Below are 23,479 nucleotides of genomic sequence, written 5' to 3'. Positions count from 1 at the left end.
GTGAGCCGGTTATCCGTTTTCAGCAGAGTTGCGTGCGGCGCAGGGTCTGTGAAGGGCTTTCGCCAAACAGGGTGCGGTAATCGCTGGAAAACCGGCTCAAATGCCAGAAACCCCAACGCGCAGCCACTTCCTGGACGCCATGGGCCTGGGTGCTCGTTCGCAGTTCGCGGCGCACTGCATTGAGGCGCAGTGCACGCAGATAAGCCACCGGGTTGATGCCCAGGGTTTCCTGAAAACAGTATTGGAGTTTGCGCCGGCTGGCGCCGATGTGATTGCACAGATCGAGGATCGACAGCGGTTCGTCGAGGTGACTCAACGCGTACTCGCGGGCGCGGTCGACCATCCTTTTGCGCGCCGTGGGGTTGAGGGGTGGCGCCTGGTCCGGCGCGATCAACTCCAGCACATGCAGCATCACCGCATCGCGTATGTCGCGCCGGATCGAATCGTGCCCCAGCACGGCATCACGGCCCTGATCGCAGCCTGCCAATTCATCGAACAACGCCGCGAGGTCACGTTGCACGGATGAATGGCCCAAGCGGTAACACTTGGGAAGATCGGTAATTCGAAACTGACTGCCTTGACGCTCCAGCACATGTTCGAGTGCGTGCTCTTCGATGGCCACGCCGAGCAGATCCAGGTGCTGTGGGGTGTGCAGTTCGGGAAGATTTTCACCGTGGGCCACCAACAGGCTGGGCTCGTGGATCGGGTGCCCCGAGCAATACACCGGGCCGTCGGCATTCAAGGGAATGCTGAAGGTGATTGCGCCTTTCCAGGCCGCGCCCCGTTTGATCATGGCCTGGTTAGAGCGGTCGCGCACCAGTTGCATCCAGTCCGAACGGAACGCCACCAACTCACCGGTAAAGGGGCCGGGGGATAACTGATCGTAGCGAACCTGCCAGCCGTCCATATTGCGCGCGTGTTCATCGATGTCGCTGGTCAGAAAACGCTGGAGGGGTAGCGTCGGTGCAAGCACCACCGAGGCCACAGGCGTCAGCACATTATTATTGTTCATTGACCCAACCTTTTTCAGTTGCAAGGCTTACAGGTCATATCGCACGCAAGTTCCATTCCGAACCCAGGGCAGCTCGTGCAGGTGTGCCGAAAACGGATAGTGAGGATTGGCGGCCGCGATACCTTCAACGGGAAAATACGTTCACCTATTAATGAAATATTGGCGCGTTCAAGGCTTGATGTTTTTCAGCTCATTGAGCAAGCCCAGCAACTGCTCCATTTTCTCGGCGCCAAACTGCTCTTCGATTTTCTGGTAGTTGCTTTCCATGCCCTCGCTCATGGAGACGAAGCATTGCTGGCCGCGCTCGGTGAGGCCCACAAATACCCGGCGTTGGTCCTGGCTGGACTTCTGCCGACGCACCAGGCCGTCGCGCTCCAGGCGGGTCAGCACACCGGTCATGCTCGGCTTGAGGATGCAGGCCTGCTGGGCGAGCTGATGGCTTTCGAGTTCGCCCTGCTGGCGCAGGATGCGAATGACCCGCCACTGTTGCTCAGTCAGTTCATGCTTGTTCAGGGCCGGGCGGAAGAAAGCCATTGCGGCTTCACGGGCTTGCAGCAGGGTCAGTGTCAGCGAAGGTCTGGGGTTGGCCATGACGGCACCACTTGAATGGGCGAGTCGGCAGCTTAGTGTCGCCGGCCAGCGGCTGCAAGCGGCGTTGGCGCTGTGAAAAGTACAATCGGTTCCGCGTAAAAGCCATTCTGTCGCGGCGCGCCGATGCGCATGATGATCCCTACAAGATCAACAAGACCAAGGCGCGAAGCCCCTATGCCTGGCTCAACGCAAACCCGATTGGCGCTGGCGGTACTCCCCCGGCGTGAGCTGTGCGTAACGCTGGAAAAAACGACTGAAATAGGCCGGATCCTTGAACCCCAACTGATAGCAGATCTCGTTGGCCGAGCTCCCGGTAAACAGCAGCAGGCGCTTGGCTTCCTGCATCAGGCGCTCCAGGATCAGGCGCTTGGACGGCAGGTCGGCAATGCGTCGGCACACATCATTGAGCCGTGCTTCTGTCACCCCAATGCCCTGGGCATACCGCGACAACGGCCAGTGTTGCTGATAGTGCACTTCGATCAGCTCATTGAAGCGGTGGAAGATTTTCAAGTCTTCGTGCCTGGCGGGCGTGGCTTTCAACGAGTGGGAGCACAGCCGCAACAGGCTGATCATGATCAACCGCGTCAGGCTGTCCAGGGCCGCGCTGCGCCCGGAACGCTGGGCTTTCACTTCTTCGCTCAGTTCCTCGAACAAATAATCCAAGCGGCGGATATCCCCCGCGTATTGCGGCTCCAACTGCGCCAGGGCGACACACGCGGCCGGCAATTGCGCACCGGCCGGTGCCAGGCTGGCGTCGGCTTCGATCAGTTGCCACACCAGCTGCTGACGCACCGTCAGCACGTGCCCGTCACTGTCGGCCTCGGTCACAAACGAGTGCGGGACCGTGGGTGGCGTGAGGAAGAACATCGGCCCGGATTCGACGTATTGCTGGTCGTCCAGGTACACGCGCACGGTGCCGCTTTTTACGTAGTGAACCTGGAAAAACCGGTCATGCCGGTGAACGGGCATGTTGCGCCCGAAGAAATCCGCCAGGTTCGCCAGTTTGTCGTAGTGGACTTCAGCGTCGCTGTAGCGCTGGTCGTACACCTGGCCAATGTTGATGTTCGGGATGGGTTGACGGTCGCTCATCGCACGCTACTCGTTTTTATTGTGATTGCTGCAGTGCAGCAGCGCTCATCCTGCACCGATTTGGGCGGCACAACCACCGCACAAACAGTCTGCCACCCTTGACGATAGTTAACATCTTAATTATAACTGTTAACACATTAACTAAATACAGGGCCCCCACGGCTCTGCCAGGAGAAAGCATGAGCCGCGCCTTGCATGACGTCGCGACTGGCACCCTTTTCGGTGTCGCGCTGAACTACCAGGGGCTGCTCAAGCAGCGCCTCGCCGAGTTCGAACAGCCGCCGTATCAGAAACCGCCGGTCAAACCGGTGCTGTTCATCAAGACGCCCAACACCCGCAACCAGCACGGCGCCGAGGTGGTGCATCCAGGCCAGGGCGAACGCTTGCAGCCTGGGCCGGCATTGGGGGTGGTGATGGGCAAGAGCGCCAGCCGCGTCAGCCCGGCCGAAGCCCTCGATTACGTGGCTGGCTACACCCTCGTCAATGAGTTCAGCCTGCCGGAAGACAGCTACTACCGCCCCGCCGTCAAAGCCAAATGCCGCGATGGTTTCTGCGCCATCGGGCCCGAGCTGATACCCACGGCGCAGGTCTCGAACCCGCACAATCTCGCGATCACCCTGTACGTCAACGGCGAGATTCGCCAGCAAAACACCACGGCCAACTTCGTGCGCAACATTCCATTGCTGATCGCCGAGATCAGCGAATTCATGACCCTGCACGCGGGCGATGTGCTGATAACCGGCACTCCCGAAGGCCGGGTGGATGTGCAGCCTGGCGACACCGTGGAGGTCGAGATCAGTGGCCTGGGCCGCCTGGTCAATCACATCAAGGCGGAGGAGCTCTCATGAAACACGCCCGTATTCGCTTTGAAGGTGAAGTCCATTCGGTACAGGTCGAAGCTGAAAACGCCGTACGCCTGGCTGACGGCCGCCTGCTGGCCGAAGACCAGGTGCAATGGCTGCCACCGGCGACCGGCAGCATGTTCGCCCTGGGCCTGAACTATGCCGACCACGCCGCTGAACTGGCTTTCAAGCCGCCGACCGAACCGCTGGCCTTCATCAAGTCCGTGGGCACGTACACCGGCCACAACCAGGTGACCTGGCGCCCGGATAACGTCGCCTACATGCACTACGAGTGCGAACTGGTGGCCGTCATCGGCAAGCCGGCGCGCAACGTCAAGCGCGAAGACGCCCTGGATTACCTGGCGGGCTACACCGTGTGCAACGACTACGCCATTCGCGACTACCTGGAAAATTACTACCGGCCCAACCTGCGCGTGAAAAACCGCGACGCCACCACGCCTGTTGGCCCGTGGATCGTCGATGTAGCCGATGTGCCGGACCCAGGCAACCTGAAACTGCGCACCTGGATCAACGGCGAGCTGCGCCAGGAAGGCAGCACCCAGGACATGATTTTCGACATTCCCTACCTGATCGAATACCTGTCCAGCTTCATGACCTTGCAACCCGGCGACATGATCGCCACCGGCACGCCCGAAGGCCTGGCGGACGTCGTGCCTGGCGATGAAGTGATTGTGGAAGTCGAAGGCGTAGGCCGCCTGGTGAACCGAATTGTCAGCGAAGCGGCGTTCTTCAGCGCCCGTAAAGAGGCTTGAGCAGCATGATCAAACATTGGATCAACGGCCGTGAGGTCGAAAGCAAAGACGTGTTCGTCAACTACAACCCGGCCACCGGCGAAGCCATCGGCGAAGTGGCCAGCGGCGGTGCCGAGGAAGTCGCGCAAGCCGTGGCCGCAGCCAAGGAAGCCTTCCCGAAATGGGCCGGCACCCCGGCCAAGGAACGTGCGCGCTTGATGCGCAAGCTAGGTGAACTGATCGAACAGAACGTGCCGCACCTGGCCGAACTGGAAACCCTCGACACCGGCCTGCCGATCCACCAGACCAAAAACGTATTGATTCCCCGCGCCTCGCACAACTTCGACTTTTTCGCCGAAGTCTGCACGCGCATGGACGGCCACAGCTACCCGGTCGATAACCAGATGCTCAACTACACCCTGTACCAGCCGGTGGGTGTCTGCGCGCTGGTCTCGCCATGGAACGTGCCGTTCATGACGGCCACCTGGAAGACCGCGCCATGCCTGGCCCTGGGCAATACCGCCGTGCTGAAAATGTCCGAGCTGTCGCCGCTGACCGCCAATGAACTGGGGCGCCTGGCGGTGGAGGCCGGCATTCCAAAAGGCGTGCTCAACGTCATCCAGGGTTACGGCGCGACCGCCGGTGACGCCCTGGTGCGCCACCCCGATGTACGCGCGATTTCATTCACCGGCGGCACCGCCACCGGCAAGAAGATCATGCAGACCGCCGGGCTGAAAAAGTACTCCATGGAACTGGGCGGCAAGTCGCCGGTGCTGATCTTCGAAGATGCCGATCTGGAACGTGCCCTCGACGCCGCGCTGTTCACCATCTTCTCGCTCAACGGCGAACGCTGCACCGCCGGCAGCCGGATCTTTATCCAGGAAAGTGTGTACCCGCAGTTCGTCGCCGAGTTCGCCGCGCGCGCCAAACGCCTGATCGTCGGTGACCCGCAAGACCCGAAAACCCAGGTCGGCTCGATGATCACCCAGGCCCATTACGACAAGGTCACCGGCTACATCAAGATCGGCCTCGAAGAAGGCGCCACCCTCCTCGCCGGTGGCCTGGAGCGCCCGGCCAACCTGGCGGCGCACCTGAGCAAAGGCCAGTTCATCCAGCCCACGGTGTTCGCTGACGTGAACAACAATATGCGTATCGCCCAGGAAGAAATCTTCGGCCCGGTGGTGTGCCTGATTCCGTTCAAGGACGAAGCCGAAGCGCTGCAGCTGGCCAACGCCACCGAGTACGGCCTGGCGTCTTACATCTGGACCCAGGACATCGGCAAAGCGCATCGTCTGGCCTATGGCATCGAAGCGGGCATGGTATTCATCAATAGCCAGAACGTGCGCGACCTGCGCCAGCCGTTCGGCGGTGTGAAGGGCTCCGGCACCGGCCGTGAAGGCGGCCAGTACAGCTTTGAGGTGTTCGCTGAGATCAAGAACGTGTGTATCTCGATGGGCAGCCATCACATTCCACGCTGGGGCCTCTGAGCAACACCCGAAGCCCCTAAGAAAACAACAACAATTTCAGGAGAATCATCATGGGCGAAGTCGTCCTGGCGGCGAAAATCTGTCACGTTCCCTCGATGTATTTGTCGGAGCTGCCTGGCAAGCACCACGGCTGCCGCGAAGCGGCGATTGCCGGGCACAAGGAAATCGGTCGGCGCGCCCGCGAGCTGGGCGCCGATACCGCCGTGGTGTTCGACGTGCACTGGCTGGTCAACAGCGCCTATCACGTCAACAGCGGCAAGCACTTCAAAGGCATCTACACCAGTAACGAACTGCCGCACTTCATCAAGAACATGGCGTACGAATACCCCGGCTGCCCGGAGCTGGGCGAGCTGATCGCCGCCGAGGCCAACGCCGCCGACGTGCGCACCCTGGCCCACAACATCCCGAGCCTGGAACTGGAATACGGCACCCTGGTACCGATGCGCTACATGCACATGGGCGTACCGGACGAGCAGACATTCAACGTCGTTTCGATTGCCGCCTGGTGTGCCTGGCATCGCCTGCAAGACAGCTTCACCTTCGGCGCCGCCGTGCGCCGGGCCATCGAGAAGAGCGACCGCAAAGTCGTGGTGCTGGCCTCGGGGTCGCTGTCGCACCGTTTCTCCGACGACCGCAATGCCGAAGCCAATATCCATAACTGGACGCGCGAGTTCGACAAACAGGTCGACCTGCATGTGGTGGAACTGTGGCGCCAGGGCCGCTGGAAAGAGTTCTGCGCCATGCTCCCGGACTACGCCGAGCATTGCTTTGGCGAAGGCAAGATGCACGACACCGCCATGCTCCTGGGTTTGCTCGGCGGGCCGGACTACGACAAGCCGGCCGAGATCATCACCGCGCCTTTCGGTAGCTCGGGCACCGGGCAGATCAACGCCATTTTCCCTGTTTGACCGCATGGCCGCGCGGCATCCCCGCGCGGCCTGAAGGAGCCGTTCATGCCCCACTTCATCGCTGAATACACCGACAACATCGAACAGCAGGCAGACCTGCCGGGCCTGTTCGAAAAAGTCCACGCCAGCCTGGGCGACAGCGGCGTGTTTCCCCTGGGCGGCATCCGCAGCCGTGGCGTGCGCCTGGACACCTGGCGCATGGCCGACGGCAAGCATGACTACGCCTTCGTGCACATGACGTTGAAGGTCGGCCATGGCCGCGACCTGGCGACACGGCAGCACGTCGCCGAGCGCCTGTTCGAGGTCATCACCCAGCACTTCGCCGATCTTCAGGCCCAGCGCCTGCTGGCCTTGTCGTTTGAAATGATCGAACTGCACGAGCAACTCAACTTCAAGCAGAACAACGTGCATGCGTTCCTCAAGGCGCAGGTCGGTTAAGACACCCTGCCCGTTCACACCCTCGGCCTCTCAGATAAAAAGTATAAAACCATGAGCACAGCCCATACCGCCGACAACCTCGGCCAGGTCGCACGCGACCGTACTCACAGCACCATCACCTGGCGGCTGATGCCGTTGTTGCTGATCTGCTACCTCTTCGCCCATCTCGATCGCATCAACATCGGCTTCGCCAAGATGCAGATGAGCGCGGACTTGAACTTCAGCGACACCGTCTATGGCTTCGGCGCCGGCCTGTTCTTCGTGGCCTACGCGCTGTTCGGCGTGCCCAGCAACATGGCCCTGGACCGAGTGGGCCCCAGGCGTTGGATTGCCACGCTGATGGTGGTGTGGGGGGTGCTGTCGACCTGCATGTTCCTGATCGACAGCGCCATGGGTTTCTATGTGCTGCGCTTTTTGCTGGGGGTGGCCGAGGCCGGTTTCTTCCCGGGCATCCTGGTGTTTCTAAACCGCTGGTACCCGGCCGGCCGTCGCGCTCAGGTTACCGCCCTGTTTGCCATCGCAGTGCCGATGGCCGGGGTAATCGGTGGTCCGCTTTCCGGCGGCATCCTTGAACACTTTCACGACCTGGGCGGCCTGCGCGGCTGGCAATGGATGTTCGTCATCGAAGGCGCCCCCGTGATTCTTCTCGGGCTGGTGGTGCTCAAGTGCTTGCCGGACAGCTTCGAGACGGTCAAGTGGCTGGCGCCGGAACAGAAGCAACAACTGCGCGAGCAACTGCACCGGGAAGAACACCGCAAATCGATCACCTCGTTTTCGGCGATTCTCAGCAACCCGCAGGTGTGGCTGCTGGTGGCGGTGTACTTCGCGGTGATGCTGGCGGTCAACACCCTGGCGTTCTGGATGCCGACGTTGATCCACGGCGCCGGCATCGGCAGCGACGGCAAGGTCGGCCTGCTCAGTGCGGTGCCGTACCTGGCCGGGTGCTTCTTCATGATTGGCTGTGGGCGCTCGTCCGACCGCCAGCGTGAACGCCGCTGGCACCTGTGCGTGCCCTTGCTGATGTCGGCCGCCGGTATTGCCATCGCCGGGCTCGCCCCCGCCAACCCGACCGTGGTGCTGGGCGGCTTGATTCTCGCCGGCATGGGCGCCAGCGCGGCGTTGCCGATGTTCTGGCAATTGCCCCCGGCGTTCCTGTCCAACAGCACCCAAGCCGCCGGGATCGCCCTGATCAGTTCGTTCGGCAGCATCGCGTCGTTCTTCGCGCCCTACCTGATCGGCTGGATGCGCGACACCACCCAGAGCGCCAGCCTGGCCCTGTACGTCCTGGCGCTGCTCATTGCTCTCGGTGGCTTGCTGGTGCTGCGCACCCGAGCGGCCATCGTCAACCCTCAATAAGAGACTCTTGCCATGCTTGATCAATCACTCATTTTGCAAGCCGCCGCGCGCCTCGACCAGGCCGAACGTTCACGCGAGCAGGTGCGCCAGTTTTCCCTCGATCACCCGGCGATCACCCTCGACGACGCCTATGCCATCCAGCGCGCCTGGGTCGCGCAAAAAATCAAGGACGGGCGCAAGCTGGTCGGCCACAAGATCGGCCTGACCTCCCGGGCCATGCAGGTCTCGTCCAACATCACCGAGCCGGATTACGGCGCGTTGCTCGATGACATGTTCTTCGATGAAGGCACCGACATCCCCTTCGAGCGCTTTATCGTGCCGCGCGTCGAGGTGGAGCTGGCATTTATCCTGGGCAAACCGCTCAAGGGGCCGAACGTGACGGTGTTCGATGTGCTCGACGCCACCGAATGGGTAATCCCGGCGCTGGAGATCATCGATGCGCGCATCCAGCAGATCGACCCGCACACCAAGGCGACCCGCAAGGTGTTCGACACCATCTCCGACAACGCCGCCAACGCCGGCGTGGTCATGGGCGGGCGGGCCGTGCGCCCCACCGAGATCGACTTGCGCAAGGTGCCGGCGGTGCTCTACCGCAATGGCGTGATCGAAGAGTCCGGCGTCTCCGCCGCCGTGCTCAATCACCCGGCCAAGGGCGTGGCCTGGCTCGCAAATAAACTGGCCGCCTATGACGTCACCCTGCAACCCGGGCAAATCATCCTGGGTGGCTCCTTCACCCGCCCGGTGGCGGCCAACCCTGGCGATACCTTCCATGTCGACTACGACATGCTCGGGTCGATTGCCTGCCGATTCGTTTAACGGGAGAGTGCCCATGGACATGCCTATCAACACCTTCAAACATCGCCTGCACAGCGGTGAAGCCCAGATCGGCCTATGGCTGGGTCTGGCCGATGCCTATTGCGCGGAACTGGCCGCCAATGCCGGTTTCGATTGGCTGCTGATCGACGGCGAACATGCGCCCAACGACCTGCGCGGCATGCTCGGCCAGCTCCAGGCCGTGGCGCCCTACCCTAGCCATCCGGTGATTCGCCCGGTGATCGGCGACACCGCGTTGATCAAGCAAGTGCTCGACATTGGCGTACAGACCTTGCTGGTGCCCATGGTGGAGAGCGCAGAACAGGCGCGGGAACTGGTGAGAGCCATCCACTATCCACCCCACGGCGTACGTGGTGTCGGCAGTGCTCTGGCCAGGGCTTCACGCTGGAACAGCATTGCCGGCTACCTCGACAAAGCCGATGAGCAGATGTGCCTGCTGGTGCAGATCGAAAACCGCGAAGGCCTGGCCAACCTGGATGCGATTGCGGCGGTGGAAGGCGTCGACGGTGTGTTTATCGGGCCGGCAGACCTGAGCGCCTCGATGGGCCATCGCGGCAACCCCGGCCACCCTGAGGTGCAGGCGGCAATCGAAGACGCCATCGCGCGCATCCGCAGCGCCGGCAAAGCCGCCGGCATTCTCAGCGCCGACCAGGCACTGGCCCGACGCTACATCGACCTGGGCGCGGCGTTCGTGGCGGTGGGCGTGGACACCACCGTGCTGATGCGCGGGCTGCAAAGCCTGGCGGCGGCCTTCAAGGATTCACCGGCGCCTGCCAGCGCGGCCGGCGCTATCTATTAGGGAGTGCGAACGAAAAGTGACCTGTGGCGAGGGAGGCCCGCTCGCCACAGGCTTATCTGACCGACATGCCGGCCTCGGCTCAGCGCTTGAGGGTTTTCAGCTCGTTGAGCAAGGTCAGCAACGTCTGCAACTTCTCCTCGCCAAACCCCGCCTGCAAGCGCTGGTAATTGGCTTCCATGCTCTGGCTCATCGAGTCGAAACAGGCTTGGCCCTTCTCGGCCAGCCGCACCAGCACGCGGCGTTGATCCTGTTGCGCCTTGCGCCGCTCCACCATGCCCGCCGCTTCCATACGCACCAGCACCCCGGTCATGCTCGGCTTGAGGATGCACGCCAGCTCGGCCAACCGGTTGATCTCAAGCTCATCGTGCTGGTTCAAGATCCGAATGACCCGCCATTGCTGCTCGGTCAACCCGTGTTGATTGAGCGAAGGACGAAAAAACCCCATGGCGGCTTCACGCGCATGGAGCAAAGTGAGGGTCAGGGATTGGCGCGGTTTGGACATGGGGGGTGGCGTCGCAATTAGTTAACAGATTAACAACATTCTAGCATTGGCAATTGTTCCCCGTGTGCGGCTTTACCGCGCGACCGGATTCAGGGTTGATTATTGGCAGCCACGGTCAAGAGCGGCGGCACACAGAATCAAGACACCTACCGCTCGGAAGGCACTTAATACACCCCAACAGGTACAGAGCTTCTTGTCGGCTCTGCAGTGAGTTTCCCTTCACTTTTCCAGGCTGCGCCATGATCAATATCGAAACGCCGACCTACTACTCGGCAACCAAGAAATACAACCTCAGCTTCCCCTCCCTCGAACAGGACGTGGAAGCCGATGTGGTGGTGATTGGCGGCGGTTTCTCCGGCATCAACACCGCACTGGAACTCGCCGAAAAAGGCATCACCAATATTGTGGTGCTCGAAGCGCGCTACCTGGGCTTCGGCGGTACGGGCCGCAATGGCGGGCAGATCATGGCAGGGATCGGCCATGACCTGGAGAAGATCAAGCAACAAGTCGGCGACGAAGGCCTGCGCCAGATCTTTGAAATCAGCGAGCTGGGCGCCGGCATCATCAAGGATCGCATCGCCAAGTACGCGATCGACGCCGACTTCTGCCACGGCTACGGCTACATGGGCTTCAACGCCCGCCAGGAAAAAACCCTGCGCGCCTGGGAGAAGGACTTCAAGTCGATCAACACCCAGGACGAAATCCGCTTTATGGCGGGGTCCGAGGTCAAGCAGATCATTGGTTCAGACGCCTATACCAGCGCGCTGCTGCACATGGGCGGCGGGCACGTGCACTCGCTGAACCTGCTGCTGGGCGAAGCCAAGGCCCTGGCCGGCCACGGTGTGCGCATCTTTGAGCACAGCCCGGCGCTGGAAGTCAGTTATGGCGAACGCATCACCGTGCGCACCGGCCGAGGCTCGGTCAAAGCCTCCAAGTTGCTGTGGGCCTGCGACAGTTTTCTCAACAAGCTGGAACCGGAACTGCACAAGACCACCGTCAATACCTATGCCTTCCAGTTGATGACCGAGCCGTTGTCGGACGAGATGATCAACCGCATCAGCCCGATACGCGGCGCCTACAGCGATATTCGCCCGGTGATCGACTACTACCGGGTCACCAACGAAAACCGCTTGCTGTTCGGTGCCGCCACGCCTTTCGTCGAGCACATCCCGCTGGACCTCAAAGCCTGGAACCGCAACCTGATGCTGAAGATTTTCCCCTACCTCAAGGACGTGAAGATCGACCTGGCGTGGGGCGGGCCGATGGCGACCGGGGCCAACCTGTTCCCGCAGATCGGCACGCTCAGCGGGCGCCCGAATGCCTTTTATGTGCAGGGCTACGCCGGCTTCGGGGTCACGCCCAGCCACATCATCTGCAAGGTCCTGGCCGAGGGCATGAGCGAAGGCTCGTCGCGCTACGACCTGATCAGCGCGGTCAAGCATGCGCAGATCCTGGGCAAGGACCATATCCGCCCGCTGCTGCTCACGGCCGGCAAAAGCCTTCATCAACTTTCGGGCTACTTCAACGGTCGCCGTTGAGCCCCGCTGTTTCATTCACAGGAGAACTGCCATGCCCGTTACCACCCTGAAGAAAGACATCCAATTATCGGACCTCGATGCCTGGGGCACCGTTGCCGATCTCGGTTCCGAGATCCTCGAAGGTGAAGTCAAAGCCTTTGGCAAAATGACCTTCGGCGCACCAACCGACGCCATCAGCAGCGCCTATTTCGGCACCACCCAAGGCAAGTTTCGGATGGTCTACCCGTTCGCCGAACAAGCCACGGTGGTCACCGGTGAAGTGGTACTGACCGACGAAAGCACTGGCCAGAGCGCCCGCTACAAGGCCGGCGACAGCTGGTTCGTAACCAAGGGCACGCCGGTGCTGTGGGAGGTGGTGAGCGAGAGTTTTGTGAAGCACTATTTCGCGGTAGTCTGATCGCTCCCCTCTGCCGGCTTCGGCCGGCAGCGTTTGTTCCGGCGCAGGTGACTGACCATGCATGCCATCCCCGCTCAGGAAGTCGCCGGCCATTGCCTGCAGGCTTTCACTCAACTGGTGCCCGCCAGCCAGGCAGCGTTCTATTGTGTCGACCGCCAGCTGCAAGCCCGCGATTTCAGGCTGCAAGGCATGAGCGGTGAGATGCACCGCGACTACCTGGACAACTACCGCCAATTCGACCCGTTGCAACCGCGCAATTGCCTGTCCAGCGGGCTGGCGGTGGTGCCGCTGGGTTTTGCCATGGCCCGCCAGCCGCTGCGTGACAGTCGCCGCTATCAAGACTTCCTGCAGCGCTACGGTGTGGTCGATGTGGTGGAGATCGTCGCCCATCGCGCCGACCAGCCCCAGGCGGCCATCTCCTTGCTGCGCACGGCGGAGCAAGGGGTGTTCACCATCGACCAGTTGGCTCAGCTCAATGCCTTGCAGGCGTTGCTGCAAATGGCCGTAGCCAATATGCAGCCCTGCGACGATGCGCTGGCCGGTCTCACGCCCAAAGAGCGGCAGATTGCCTGGTTATTACGTCAGGGCGCGAGCAACAAGCAACTGGCCCTGGAGCTGGACGTCGGCCTGCCGACCATCAAGACGCACTTGATCCACCTGTTTCGCAAAACCGGTGTGAGCAGCCGTACCGAACTGGTCGCCGCGCTGTTTCTTTAAGCCGCCTCAACCCTTTGGTTGATAGGCGAGCCAGGTCGCCAACCGCATGATCCGGGGTGTCCATTCCCTCAACCCGGAGCCATGCAATGACCACTACACCCGACTGGATCACCGTAGGCGCCCTCGCCGACGGTTTTGCCCCCGACGCATTTATCCTGCCCAACCTTGCCGACCTCAACGGCAAGGCCTTCACCCTGCACTTCGCCAACGGCTGGCAGATCGAGCATCGATTCGACACCGAGCAGTTGCACTGGCACGCCGCCGACGGTCACTCCAGCGGTTCGGCAGCCTACCGCGCCACCTCGGTACGCCCGGGCCTGTACCTGGTCGACTTCATCAAGCATGAAGCCGGCCAGGCCTGGTCGATCAGCCTGGTGCTGGACACCACCACGTCGTCGTTCACCGCCGTGATCGGGCGCATGCCGGACCGCGAACAAACCGAGCAAGGCCTCTACAGCCGCGCCCTGGCCGGCAAGGCCCTGACTTCGGTTGACGTGGACTTCCTGCACGGCAGCCTGGATCAAGCCTGGCAGCCCGGCCAATGCCCGCACGCGCCCACCCAGGAACTGACCGGCCTGCGCAACCTGTATCGCTACAGCCCCAGCGAAGTCTACGAGCACATCTACCTGAACGATCAGTTCTATGCCTGGCAATGCCTCAAGGGCGTGGAGCAAGGCCTGTGCGATACCGATCGCTGCCACTACTACAAGATCGCCGATCAGTTGTACCTGTTCGTCTGGCGCGAAAAGATCATACCGACCCTCGGCTTGGTGCTGATCGACCTGCAACAGCACCGCAGCGATGGCAAGATCTTCGGCTATGCCGGTGCGTCGTTCGATGAGCTGTCGAACTTTCCGGTCAGCTCCTACTGCCAAGTGCTCAACCGCACGGAGTATCCCGATGCCTGATCCACGCACCGTTGTCATCACCGGTGCTGGCACGGGCATCGGTGCCGCCTGCGCGCGCTTGTACGCCGCCGAAGGGGCCAACCTGGTGCTCATCGGCCGTCGCCGCGAGCCGCTGGAGCAGGTTGCGCAGGACACCGGCGGCCTGGTGCTGGTCGGCGATGCAGCCTGCCCGACCACCTGGGAGGGTTTAGTCGCGCAGATTGGTGAGCGCTACGGTCGCCTCGATGTGCTGCTGGCCTGCGCCGGCGGGCATGGCGTGGGCAGCGCCACCCAGACCAGCCCACACACCTGGGAGGCGGCCTTGCGCAGCAACCTGGACAGCGCGTTCTACAGCGCCCGCGCCTGCCTGCCGCTACTGATCGAAAGCGCTGGCAATATCGTGCTGCTCGGCTCCATCGCCTCGCTGGCCGCAGGCCCCGACGTGTGCGGCTACACCACCGCCAAGCATGCGTTGCTCGGGCTCAACCGTTCGCTGGCGCGGGATTACGGCCCACGCGGCGTGCGGGTGAACGCGGTGTGCCCGGGGTGGGTTACCACGCCGATGGCCGACGAGGAAATGCAGCCGCTGATGAGCTTCCATGGTGACACCCTGCAGCAGGCCTATGCCCGCGTGTGCGCCGACGTGCCGTTGCGGCGTCCCGCCAGCGCCGAGGAAATCGCCAAGGTGTGCCGCTTCCTGGCCAGCCCGGATGCCGCGATCATCACCGGCGCCAACGTGGTCGCCGATGGCGGTTCGAGCATCGTCGATGTGCCCACACTGGCTTACGTCCATATGGAGCGTGCACATGCCTGAAGACTTGGATTTCAGCGGCAAAACCGTGCTGGTCACCGGCGGCGCCCAGGGCATCGGCCAGGCCATCGTCGAGGCATTCGCCTGGCGTGGCGCCCGCGTAATGATCGCAGACCTGCGCCAGGCAAAAGCCCAGGCATTGGCCGAAGGCCTGCGTGCGCGAGGCTGCCAGGTCGAGGCCATCGCGCTCGACCTGGCCGACGCGACTGCGGTGTTCGAAGGCATCAAGGCCATAGAACAGGACTGGGGCCGCCTGGATATCCTCGTGCACAACGCCGGCTACTTTCCGTTGACAGCGTTCGCGCAGATCACCCCGGCCGTTCTTGAACGCACGCTGGCGGTGAACCTCTCGGCCCTGTTCTGGCTGACCCAGGCCGCCTTGCCGATGTTTCAACGCCAGGGCGGTGGCTGCGTGCTGGTCACCTCATCGGTCACCGGGCCACGGGTCGCCTATGCCGGGCTCAGTCACTACGCGGCGTCCAAGGCCGGGGTCAACGGTTTTATCCGCAATGCTGCGCTGGAGCTGGCGACTTACCAGGTGCGCGTCAACGGCGTCGAGCCAGGGATGATTGCCACGCCGGCCATGGACAACCTGGGCGACAGCCAGGTCAATGCCGACATCGCCAGCCGCGTGCCGCTGGGACGGCTGGGTGCCGCTCAGGATATTGCCGGGGCGATGCTGTTCCTGGCCTCCGACCTGGCGACCTACATCACCGGGCAGACCATCGTGGTGGACGGCGGGTCGACGCTGCCTGAGGTGAAATGACCTCCATCAGGTTGTAAACCGGATCAAATGTGGGAGGGTCGGTGTATCCGTTGAATAGCGCTCGGCCCCTTCAAGCAGCGACAGTGAATCACTGAACACCCGCGACAACGCCGCAAGCCGTTTGACGTAACCCTGGGGCGTCGAATAGATCAGCTCCACATGCAAGCTGTCGACGATACCCAGGTAAGCGTCACAAAACACCTCAAGCGCCTCGGGTCGTACCATCCTGTACCGCCCTTGCGCGGCACGCTGAAAATCCTCGCGAATGCTGGCCAGGTACCCCTCAAATCCTGCCGTAATGACGCTGCGAATTTCCGCCGGCGGAAAGTACGCCGTGCGCAACAGGAAGCGCAGGTGCGCCGACCCTTCATAGCGCCCGCTCAACCGCTCAAGGTGCAATTGCCCCGGCACGCCGGTGTGGGCGGCTTCTTCCTTGAAGCACTGCGCGATGTACTGATGTTCATGGGCCAGGGCAATCTCGAAGACCGTCTGAAACAGCGCGTTCTTGCTGACAAAATGCGCATACAGCGACGCCTTGCGCATGCCCGCCCCGACCGCGATTTCGTTCAGCGATGAAGCGTCGTAACCGTGGGCGGCAAAGTGTTCGACCGCGACTGCGCAAATGTTATGGGCCGACAGCGTGAGCGGTTTCATTGATCGATGGATACCTTACGCCGCACCGACCGCTAGCTGCAGATGAGTGGAACGAAAATCCTTGGGCGACAGCTCGAATTGCTTCTTGAACGAGCGGCTGAAGTGTGCGGAATCGGTGAAGCCCCACTTGTAGGCAATCGACGTAATCGACTCGCTCTTGAGGAAGGGGTTGGTCAGATCGTCCGCGCTGCGCTTGAGCCGCGCACGCTGGATGTAGCGGCAGACGCTGTCGTCCTGCTCTTCAAACAAGCGGTACAAATGCCGCACCGAGATGTTCAGGCGGCTGGCCAGGCCTACCGGACTGAGACCGGGTTGGGTCAGGGACTCGTCGATGACTTTCTGCACATAACTGCGCAGGTTGCTGCCCTGCAAGGACACGGTGCTGTCGCCTGGGGCGTCATGCAGTTCAAAGGCTGAACCGAGCAGGGAGACAAACGCCGCTTGCAGGGCCTCGGCCTCTTCAATCGAATCCTGACCCTCCAGGCCCTCGCGGCACAGCTGGTCCATCAACACGTGGAGCATGCGCCCGCAGGCCTTGCTCGAAGAGATCTTGCCGAAGGTTTTCGAGGCGCTGCCCAGTTGCTTGCACACTTCATTGCGCGAGAGTGACAGCGAGGCATGTTCGATAAGGCCAAACGGGCTGATCTCGATCGAACCCGTGGAGTCCATCAGCAACATATCGCCGGGGGCCAATTGAATGACCTGGCCGTTTTGGGTGATCTGGCAATAGCCGCTGCGCTGGCTGACGAGGAAGCAATGCTGGTCCATATCGTGATCGGCATTGGGCCGCTCGCGTTTGATCAGGCCGGCATTGGTGCGCAGGTTGGCCAGTGACAGGCCGCCCCGGGAGTGCTTGGAAACCTCACCGATGAACAGTGAACGGTTGAAGGCCAGTTCCGTGTCGAAATGGCCGCAGGCCGCTCGCAGATCCCGAGTCCAGGTTTCCAACCCATAGTGCGCAGACTGATAGGTGCTCATGGCATCTCCACAATGGTTTCTTGTTTTTGTTGGCTAATAGTTAACATGTTATCTATATAGGCGCAACAAGTCCGTGATACCGACTGTAGAAGCACTAATGATGCCAATTCCTCAACTCAGATCGCGCCCAATACCCGCTGCAAACCCGCCAGTACCGTGAGCAGCCCGGCCCGCTGCGCGCCGCTCAAGGGGATGTAGCGCCGGAACGCCGGCATACGGTTGACCACCTCGCTGCCGCCCATGTGTTCAAGCCGTACGTGCCATTGCTGCCCATTCAAATCGAGGTGCAGGCGCTTGAAGTCAAGCCCCATCAACGCTTGATGCAGGCTGGGATCGTCGTTCAAGGCTGCCTGGAGCCTGGCCAGCAAAACCGGCGCTCCCGCCCGTTGCCGACAGGCCAGTCCCGTGCGCCGGATCGACCCGCTGTGGTGCAGTTCAAAGCACGCATTGCCCTGCTCTGAGGCGGGCACCGTGAACATGAATTCGGTCATGACCAGGTGCATCAGCAATTGCGCTTCGGTGCGCTCGGCAACGTCGACCTGAAGGCCGATGTCGTCCAGGCAAAACCTTGCCTGGGCTGGCCCCGTCGAGGTGAAACTCGCCAGCCCGAGGTTGCGCCGCACGTACTCAAGCGTGACCCCAGGCCGGTAACCGGACGGGGCCCGTTGGGCGCTGAACAGCTCAGACAGCTTTTGCAGCCTGCTCGATATAACGGTTGTGAGGGTTGCCAGGCTCATGGGAAAACTCCTTGGCCAGCACTTCTTCTACCGAAGCCGGCTTGAATGGATTGACCTTCTGTACCACCAGTGTCCAGAACAGCGCGTATGAAGCCGTGATCCCGAGCATCACCCCGAACGGCACATAAATGTCCGCAGGGTTCATACCCGGCGGGGTAATGAACCACATGCCCAGCAAGATGCCGACGCTGGAAAGAATCTGTGGCAACGGGAAGAACGGCGAGCGATAGGCCCGTGGCAGATCCGGACGACGAATGCGCAGGATCACCACCGACAGCGTCACCAGCAGATAAGAGAAACTCCACGCACACACCGCCGCCAGCACCAAGTGCATGATGTTATCGGTGTTGCCGCCCAGCCACAGGGCATACAGGCACGGAATCAGCATCGCCACCAGGATGCACAGCAGCGGCGTCTTGAAGCGCGGGTGCAAATAAGTGAAGACTTTGGGCAACGCGCCGTCCACCGCCATGCCGTAGAGAATCCTCGGCACGCCCGCCATCAGCGTATTGATGGTGGCGGCACCGGCGAACAGGAAACCGATCCCCAGCCACAGCGGGCCGACATGCCCCATGACCTGCTCGGCAAACCTTGGGATCGCCATGGGCGTGTCGAGCAGGTGCACGCCGGTGGCGGCATCCAGCACCACGTTTTCCACCTGGCGCTTCATCGCAGCGCCGTAGATGAACATGCAGGTCGCCACGCTCAATAAACCGAAAATCATGGCCTTGGGCATGACCTTGGCCGAATTGCGCAGGTCCGGGGCCAACGGGGTGACGAACTCGCAACCGACGAACATGAACATGGCCATGCCCACCAGCGACAGAATGGTGATCAGGTCGGTACCCACCAGCGACACGCCGAACCAGCCCTCCAGTTGCACCGCCGGTGCCGCGATCAGGCCGAGCACGCCGAACACCATCAGCGTGGTCCACATGCCGAAGGTCAGGATGATCTCGGCCCTGCCGAAGGCGCTGACGCCAAAGGCATTGAGAATGCCGAACACCACGACAAACCCCACCCCCAGCAACCAGGAACCGCCGGCAGACTCCGCCAGGGTATTGAGGTGTTCGAAGTTCACCAGGGCCATGACCCCGGACAGAATCGTCTCGGCGGTGCCGGCGAACACATGCACGATCAGGTACGCCGACAACGTGCCGGTGATCGCAAAGAAACGACCCATGCCGCAATTGATGTAGTCGTAGACCGAGCCGGTGGTCGGCAGGATCGAGGCGGCCTCGGCGAAGGTGGTCGCCTGGGCCAGCATCATCACCACCGCAATCAGCATGGCCACCGCGAAGGCGCTGCCGCCGATACCGAAGCCCATGGTTGCGGTGAGAATCACCGGGCTGGCCATGATCAGGCCAATGGTGCTGGCCAGCGCGGTCGGAAACCCGACGCTGCCGCGTTTCAAATGCTGTGTGAGCCGGTCATTGATCGACATGGTACGGATCCTCGAAAGCGGATTTCTGAGTGGATGCATCGAGCCGTACAAGGAGCTGGCGATAAAGCCCTCCCCAGCCAGTCCCTGATCGAAACGGCATCGTGCGCAAAATCACTGTGCGCCTCCCGAGCGCTGATCGTCTTGCCCATGTCTGCCGTGGCTTTTGTTGCTGCCTGCCAAGGCATACGACTTGGCGGGCAGGATCAATTCCATGGCACGCAGGTGAAAGACTTCCCACGCCTGCGGTCATCTTAATGCGCCCTCGACCTAACCATGCTGGGGAATATAAAAATGGAGCACACACTGAAACCACGCACGCTGTCCTTGGCCGTCGGCCTGGGTATCGCGCTGTTGATCGGCCATTCATCGGCCCAGGCCTATGAGCTGTACGCCGACGAGGACACCCATTTGAATGCGGACTTCCTGGCGGTCTACGGCCTGTTCAACAGCCGTCACAACTACGACGGCACAGCGGGCGGCTCGACCTGGCGCGAGGGTTTCATGAAGTACGGGGTGAGCGGCGACCAGGGCCTGGCCGGGCACGGCACCGCGTATGGCGCGCTCAATTGGGTCAGCTCCGGCACCTGGGGCGATGGCGACGCGGCGGGCAACACCGATGGCAGCGAACGCACCACCAAAATCGAAGACGCCTACCTGGGATGGCGCTCGGCCGACCTGTTCCCGGCGCTGGGCAAGGACGGTGTGGATTTTTCCGTCGGGCGCCAGGTGGTCAAGATCGGTCGGGGGTTCCTGATCAACGACGACGGCCCCAACCTGGGTAAAGGCCCGGCTGACGGTGCGCTGAACCGTGGCGGCGCCTATTACCTGGCGGCACGCCACGCGTTCGATCGCACGGCGGTGCTGCGCCTGGGCGGGCAAGAGGGCCTGCACGGTTCGGTGCTGTGGCTCAAGTCGGACAACCGCGCCCAGGCTGAAACCGAACTGGCGGCGGGCACCCTCGACTACACGGCCGCCGCCGGCACGCTGGGCTTGACCTGGGTCCACGGCATGAACGTCACCGACCAGTGGGCCAGCGACTTCCAGAAACAGCGTGAGGGCCTGGACACTTACAGCGTGCGCGGCGAAGGCAGCGCCGGTATCGACAATGCCAGCTTCGCCTTCGAATACGCCTGGCAAGACAAAGACGCGGGGCCGGAAAAAGCCTGGTACGCCGAGGCCGGCTACACCTTTGCCGATATCGGTTGGTCGCCGAAAGTGACCTACCGCTACACGCGCTACTCGCAAAAATGGGATCCGCTGTTCACCGGGCTCAGCACCGGCTACGGCACCTGGTTCCAAGGTGAAGTCGCCTCCAACTATGCCGGCCCGTTCAACAGCAATACCGGCATCCATCACGTCGGTCTCAAGGCGACACCCCTGGAGAACCTGACGGTCGGCGCGCTGTACTTCGACTTCAATACCCTGCGCAAACACGACGCGCTGAACCTCGACGCCCGGGAGCTTGACCTGTACGCCGAATGGGCGGTCAACAGCCACCTGATCATCAGCCCGCTGGTGGGCATCTACCAACCCAAGAAGGCTGCCGACACCGGCGGCAACCAGGTGGGTGGCAACGGCACCAACCTCTACAGCCAGCTGACCGTGGCCGTGCCCTTCTGACCGGCCTCAGGAGCTGCGTAACGCAGCTCCCTCCCAGCGTTCGTGCTGATGCAGCATCGTCTGGATCTGATGGGTTGCCTGACGGGTGTTTTCCGCCAGCTTGCGCACCTCATCGGCCACCACCGGCATGGTGTTCATCCTTGATTCAGGCAATCAGCAGTGGCTGATCAGTCGCTTCAACACCGTCTTGAAGGTTTCGATCTGGTCCTGGCTGAACTCGGCGAACACCTTGTCCTGCTGTTCCCGTGCAATGGCCCAGAGGTCTTCGGTCTGTTCGATACCCGCAGCGGTCAGGCGTACGCCGTGTTCATCGTCGTCGACCAGCCCCTTGCGCTTGAGGTTGGCCACCGCGTCGTCGATTTCCCGCACCGGCATCGCCACCTCCCGCAGCAGGTCGCTGGCGCTCAGGCGGGCGTCGTTCTCCAGCACCATCAGCATCCGTGCCTCGTTGGTGCGCAGGCCGGTAGACAGTTGCCGGGGCTGGTAGCTGGACTGGTAGGCGCGTACCGCCTGGGTCATCAGGTAATACAGGTTATGGCTCAGGCGCCCCTGGAAGTGGCTGCTCGGCGGTTGGCTTTCGTCACGCTTGGTCATCCGCGTATGGGGCAGGACCATGGAGTAGGCGCCCTGATGGTACAGCAGCGGCGAGCGACCGAAATCGTCGAAGGCCACCACCTTGCCGATCATGATCCAGTGATCACCGCCGTCCACCTGCTGGTATTTTTCACAGTGAAAACGTGCCGAACAATCGGCGAACACCGGCGCCCCGCCCTCCCCCGGTTCATAGGCGATCTCGGCGAAGCGGTCGTCCCTGGGCCGGGCAAAATTGTTCGAGAGGTCGATCTGGTCCACCGCCAGCACGTTGACCGCGAAGTGGCTGGCCTCCTCGAATACCCCGTGGCTGCTGGAGCGTTTGTCGATGCTCCACAGCACCAGCGGTGGGTCCAGGGACACCGAGTTGAAGCTGTTGGCGGTAACGCCCACCTTGCGGCCGGAGGCGTCGGCGGCGGTGACCACGGTCACGCCTGTGGCAAAGTTGCCCAGGGCCCGGCGAAAGGCGCGTGGGTCGAAGGTCGATTCAGACATGCAAGACTCCCGGGCTGCGTCAGGCGCAGCCCTGATTGTTGTTTTCAAAAGCGCGTTCAGATCATGCTCGGATCGGGTTCCAGGCCCATCAACTCGCGGCCGAGGATCTGTGCACAGACGTCGTAGTCGGTGTAGGCATGGGCGCCGGTCATGTGCGAGTCGCGGAACAAGCGCTGCATCTCGTTGTGCTCGAACCAGGCGTTGCCGCCGGCGGCCTCGAACAGACGGTCCACCGCCTGGATGCACATCTTGGTCGCGTAGGCCTGGTTGGTGCGCCAGAACGCCAGGGTCTCGCGGCTTGGGTAGCGCTGCTGCTCACTGTGTTCGGCGTGTTCGTTCCAGGTTTTTTCGAGGAAGGCGCGCGCGGCGGCCACCTGGTGAGTCGACTCGGCCAGGCGCATCAACGCCGGGGTCGCGGCACCGACCGCCGCCCCGGTATAGGCGCGCACGCGGGTCTTGGTCTTTTCGCGGAACACCTCGAGCATCCGCTCGGCGACGCCCAGGCTGACGGTGGAAAAGCCACTGGCAAAGTAAGGCCGGTACGGTGAATAGAAAATCTTGCTGTCGGGGTACAGCCCAAAGCCGGCGGACTTGCCTTCCATCATGTCCTTGGCTTTCTGGATGCGGTGCTCCGGCACCCAGGCCTTGTCGATGATCAAGGTCTTGGTGCCGCTGCCTTTCATGCCGGCGGCAAACCAGTCATCGCGGATCTGGTAGTCACTGCGCGGCAGCACCGCGAAGCAGTAATCCTGGGCGCCCTGGGGGTTGTTGCGGCGGAAACCCACGATAGCCCACTCGGCGTGATCACAGCCGCTGCTCCAGCCCATTTCCCCGCTGAACAACACGCCGCCCTCGACTTCCTCGGTGCGCCCGAACGGCGCGATGCTGCTGCTCGCAGTGGCATCAGGGTCAGCGCCCCAGACCTCCTGCTGCAGTTGGGCCGAGAACAGTGCCAATTGATGGCTGTGGGTACACAACAGGCTCATGGCCCAGGCCGTGCTGGCGCAGGCCCCGGCGAGCAAGGCGATGCAGTCGGCAAACTGCGGCAGCGACAACTCCATGCCGCCGAACACTTTCGGCTGAAACACACGGTGCATGCCGATGCTCTTGAGCAGCGCAATATTCTCGGCGGGCACCTGGCGGTCCTGCTCGGCCACGAAGGCATTGGCGGCGATGGTCGGCAGGATGGACTTGAGGTCTTCAAGGAGCGGGTTTGGCTTTTTCATGGATGGCC

Annotated in this window: 26 protein-coding genes; 15 read left to right on the top strand and 11 right to left on the bottom strand. The window is 62.1% G+C overall.

Annotated elements, in window-relative coordinates; all coding sequences use genetic code 11:
* Positions 1-19: 19 nt before the first annotated feature.
* The 3 genes from M2397_RS22800 to hpaA all read right to left on the bottom strand — a co-directional run bounded on the left by M2397_RS22800 (position 20) and on the right by hpaA (position 2,692).
* Entirely contained in the window at positions 20-1,012 is a 993-nt protein-coding gene (locus tag M2397_RS22800; RefSeq protein ID WP_259244467.1) for a helix-turn-helix domain-containing protein, read from the bottom strand.
* 168 nt (positions 1,013-1,180) lie between these two features.
* Entirely contained in the window at positions 1,181-1,603 is a 423-nt protein-coding gene (hpaR, locus tag M2397_RS22795; RefSeq protein WP_074845908.1) for a homoprotocatechuate degradation operon regulator HpaR, read from the bottom strand.
* Positions 1,604-1,786: 183 nt separating this feature from the next.
* Complete coding sequence (gene hpaA / locus M2397_RS22790; RefSeq protein ID WP_131698843.1) at positions 1,787-2,692, bottom strand: 4-hydroxyphenylacetate catabolism regulatory protein HpaA; 906 nt, start codon at positions 2,690-2,692, stop codon at positions 1,787-1,789.
* A gap of 179 nt (positions 2,693-2,871) precedes the next feature.
* Here hpaA and M2397_RS22785 point away from each other — a divergent pair, with 179 nt between their 5' ends.
* Genes M2397_RS22785 through hpaI form a run of 8 tightly spaced genes read left to right on the top strand, consistent with a single transcriptional unit; the run spans position 2,872 to position 10,108 of the window.
* Complete coding sequence (locus M2397_RS22785; protein WP_053139649.1) at positions 2,872-3,540, top strand: fumarylacetoacetate hydrolase family protein; 669 nt, start codon at positions 2,872-2,874, stop codon at positions 3,538-3,540.
* Positions 3,537-4,307, top strand: coding sequence for a fumarylacetoacetate hydrolase family protein (locus M2397_RS22780; RefSeq protein WP_092488325.1), 771 nt, complete (start codon positions 3,537-3,539; stop codon positions 4,305-4,307). The genes M2397_RS22785 and M2397_RS22780 overlap by 4 nt, the downstream gene beginning before the upstream one ends.
* Before the next feature lie 5 nt (positions 4,308-4,312).
* Complete coding sequence (gene hpaE / locus M2397_RS22775; RefSeq protein ID WP_145337168.1) at positions 4,313-5,773, top strand: 5-carboxymethyl-2-hydroxymuconate semialdehyde dehydrogenase; 1,461 nt, start codon at positions 4,313-4,315, stop codon at positions 5,771-5,773.
* 50 nt (positions 5,774-5,823) lie between these two features.
* Positions 5,824-6,681, top strand: coding sequence for a 3,4-dihydroxyphenylacetate 2,3-dioxygenase (gene hpaD, locus M2397_RS22770; RefSeq protein ID WP_184746534.1), 858 nt, complete (start codon positions 5,824-5,826; stop codon positions 6,679-6,681).
* Between the two features lie 45 nt (positions 6,682-6,726).
* Entirely contained in the window at positions 6,727-7,119 is a 393-nt protein-coding gene (locus tag M2397_RS22765) for a 5-carboxymethyl-2-hydroxymuconate Delta-isomerase (RefSeq protein ID WP_131698845.1), read from the top strand.
* A gap of 51 nt (positions 7,120-7,170) precedes the next feature.
* Entirely contained in the window at positions 7,171-8,475 is a 1,305-nt protein-coding gene (locus M2397_RS22760) for an MFS transporter (protein WP_167654948.1), read from the top strand.
* Positions 8,476-8,487: 12 nt separating this feature from the next.
* A complete protein-coding gene (gene hpaH, locus M2397_RS22755; RefSeq protein ID WP_259244466.1) occupies positions 8,488-9,291 on the top strand; it encodes a 2-oxo-hept-4-ene-1,7-dioate hydratase in 804 nt (267 codons plus the stop codon).
* A gap of 13 nt (positions 9,292-9,304) precedes the next feature.
* On the top strand, positions 9,305-10,108 hold the full coding sequence (gene hpaI, locus M2397_RS22750; protein ID WP_259244465.1) for a 4-hydroxy-2-oxoheptanedioate aldolase: 804 nt from the start codon (positions 9,305-9,307) through the stop codon (positions 10,106-10,108).
* 79 nt (positions 10,109-10,187) lie between these two features.
* Here the strand turns inward: hpaI and hpaR (M2397_RS22745) are convergent, their stop codons facing one another.
* Positions 10,188-10,610: a homoprotocatechuate degradation operon regulator HpaR gene (hpaR, locus tag M2397_RS22745; protein ID WP_053139663.1), complete on the bottom strand. Its 423-nt coding sequence runs from the start codon at positions 10,608-10,610 to the stop codon at positions 10,188-10,190.
* Between the two features lie 239 nt (positions 10,611-10,849).
* On the opposite strand from hpaR (M2397_RS22745), the gene M2397_RS22740 reads away from it, so the two are divergent.
* The 6 genes from M2397_RS22740 to M2397_RS22715 all read left to right on the top strand — a co-directional run bounded on the left by M2397_RS22740 (position 10,850) and on the right by M2397_RS22715 (position 15,726).
* A complete protein-coding gene (locus tag M2397_RS22740; RefSeq protein ID WP_145337165.1) occupies positions 10,850-12,148 on the top strand; it encodes an FAD-binding oxidoreductase in 1,299 nt (432 codons plus the stop codon).
* 31 nt (positions 12,149-12,179) lie between these two features.
* On the top strand, positions 12,180-12,545 hold the full coding sequence (locus tag M2397_RS22735; protein WP_259244464.1) for a cupin domain-containing protein: 366 nt from the start codon (positions 12,180-12,182) through the stop codon (positions 12,543-12,545).
* A 57-nt stretch (positions 12,546-12,602) separates the two neighbouring features.
* Positions 12,603-13,262 carry a LuxR C-terminal-related transcriptional regulator gene (locus M2397_RS22730; RefSeq protein ID WP_053139668.1) on the top strand — a complete coding sequence of 220 codons (660 nt, stop codon included), beginning with the start codon at positions 12,603-12,605 and terminating at the stop codon, positions 13,260-13,262.
* A gap of 86 nt (positions 13,263-13,348) precedes the next feature.
* Positions 13,349-14,170, top strand: coding sequence for a molybdenum cofactor biosynthesis F family protein (locus tag M2397_RS22725; protein ID WP_259244463.1), 822 nt, complete (start codon positions 13,349-13,351; stop codon positions 14,168-14,170).
* Positions 14,163-14,963 (top strand): SDR family NAD(P)-dependent oxidoreductase, encoded by an 801-nt coding sequence (locus tag M2397_RS22720; RefSeq protein ID WP_131698851.1) that lies wholly within the window; start codon positions 14,163-14,165, stop codon positions 14,961-14,963. Before M2397_RS22725 ends, M2397_RS22720 begins: the two co-directional genes overlap by 8 nt.
* A complete protein-coding gene (locus tag M2397_RS22715; RefSeq protein ID WP_145337162.1) occupies positions 14,956-15,726 on the top strand; it encodes an SDR family oxidoreductase in 771 nt (256 codons plus the stop codon). Before M2397_RS22720 ends, M2397_RS22715 begins: the two co-directional genes overlap by 8 nt.
* 6 nt (positions 15,727-15,732) lie before the next feature.
* Here the strand turns inward: M2397_RS22715 and M2397_RS22710 are convergent, their stop codons facing one another.
* The 4 genes from M2397_RS22710 to M2397_RS22695 all read right to left on the bottom strand — a co-directional run bounded on the left by M2397_RS22710 (position 15,733) and on the right by M2397_RS22695 (position 19,539).
* The gene (locus tag M2397_RS22710) at positions 15,733-16,380 is read right to left on the bottom strand and encodes a TetR/AcrR family transcriptional regulator (RefSeq protein WP_131698853.1); all 648 of its coding nucleotides are present in this window, start codon (positions 16,378-16,380) and stop codon (positions 15,733-15,735) included.
* Positions 16,381-16,395: 15 nt separating this feature from the next.
* The gene (gene feaR / locus M2397_RS22705; RefSeq protein ID WP_131698854.1) at positions 16,396-17,358 is read right to left on the bottom strand and encodes a transcriptional regulator FeaR; all 963 of its coding nucleotides are present in this window, start codon (positions 17,356-17,358) and stop codon (positions 16,396-16,398) included.
* A 116-nt stretch (positions 17,359-17,474) separates the two neighbouring features.
* Positions 17,475-18,095: a DUF3156 family protein gene (locus tag M2397_RS22700; protein ID WP_131698855.1), complete on the bottom strand. Its 621-nt coding sequence runs from the start codon at positions 18,093-18,095 to the stop codon at positions 17,475-17,477.
* A complete protein-coding gene (locus M2397_RS22695) occupies positions 18,040-19,539 on the bottom strand; it encodes an APC family permease (RefSeq protein WP_167654951.1) in 1,500 nt (499 codons plus the stop codon). The genes M2397_RS22700 and M2397_RS22695 overlap by 56 nt, the downstream gene beginning before the upstream one ends.
* 291 nt (positions 19,540-19,830) lie before the next feature.
* On the opposite strand from M2397_RS22695, the gene M2397_RS22690 reads away from it, so the two are divergent.
* The gene (locus tag M2397_RS22690; RefSeq protein ID WP_131698857.1) at positions 19,831-21,159 is read left to right on the top strand and encodes a hypothetical protein; all 1,329 of its coding nucleotides are present in this window, start codon (positions 19,831-19,833) and stop codon (positions 21,157-21,159) included.
* 6 nt (positions 21,160-21,165) lie between these two features.
* Here the strand turns inward: M2397_RS22690 and M2397_RS22685 are convergent, their stop codons facing one another.
* From M2397_RS22685 to M2397_RS22675, 3 genes are read right to left on the bottom strand one after another with little or no spacing between them, the layout of a single operon-like run.
* The gene (locus M2397_RS22685) at positions 21,166-21,288 is read right to left on the bottom strand and encodes a hypothetical protein (protein WP_259244462.1); all 123 of its coding nucleotides are present in this window, start codon (positions 21,286-21,288) and stop codon (positions 21,166-21,168) included.
* Between the two features lie 24 nt (positions 21,289-21,312).
* Positions 21,313-22,245: a p-hydroxyphenylacetate 3-hydroxylase reductase component gene (locus M2397_RS22680; RefSeq protein ID WP_259244461.1), complete on the bottom strand. Its 933-nt coding sequence runs from the start codon at positions 22,243-22,245 to the stop codon at positions 21,313-21,315.
* A gap of 56 nt (positions 22,246-22,301) precedes the next feature.
* The gene (locus M2397_RS22675) at positions 22,302-23,471 is read right to left on the bottom strand and encodes a p-hydroxyphenylacetate 3-hydroxylase oxygenase component (protein WP_259244460.1); all 1,170 of its coding nucleotides are present in this window, start codon (positions 23,469-23,471) and stop codon (positions 22,302-22,304) included.
* Positions 23,472-23,479 lie beyond the last annotated feature (8 nt).

Origin of the sequence: Pseudomonas sp. BIGb0381 (assembly GCF_024809815.1) — a bacterium.
Taxonomy (GTDB): Bacteria; Pseudomonadota; Gammaproteobacteria; order Pseudomonadales; family Pseudomonadaceae; genus Aquipseudomonas.
Note: the sequence above shows the minus strand (reverse complement) of the source record. Positions and strands in the feature narration are given on the sequence as shown.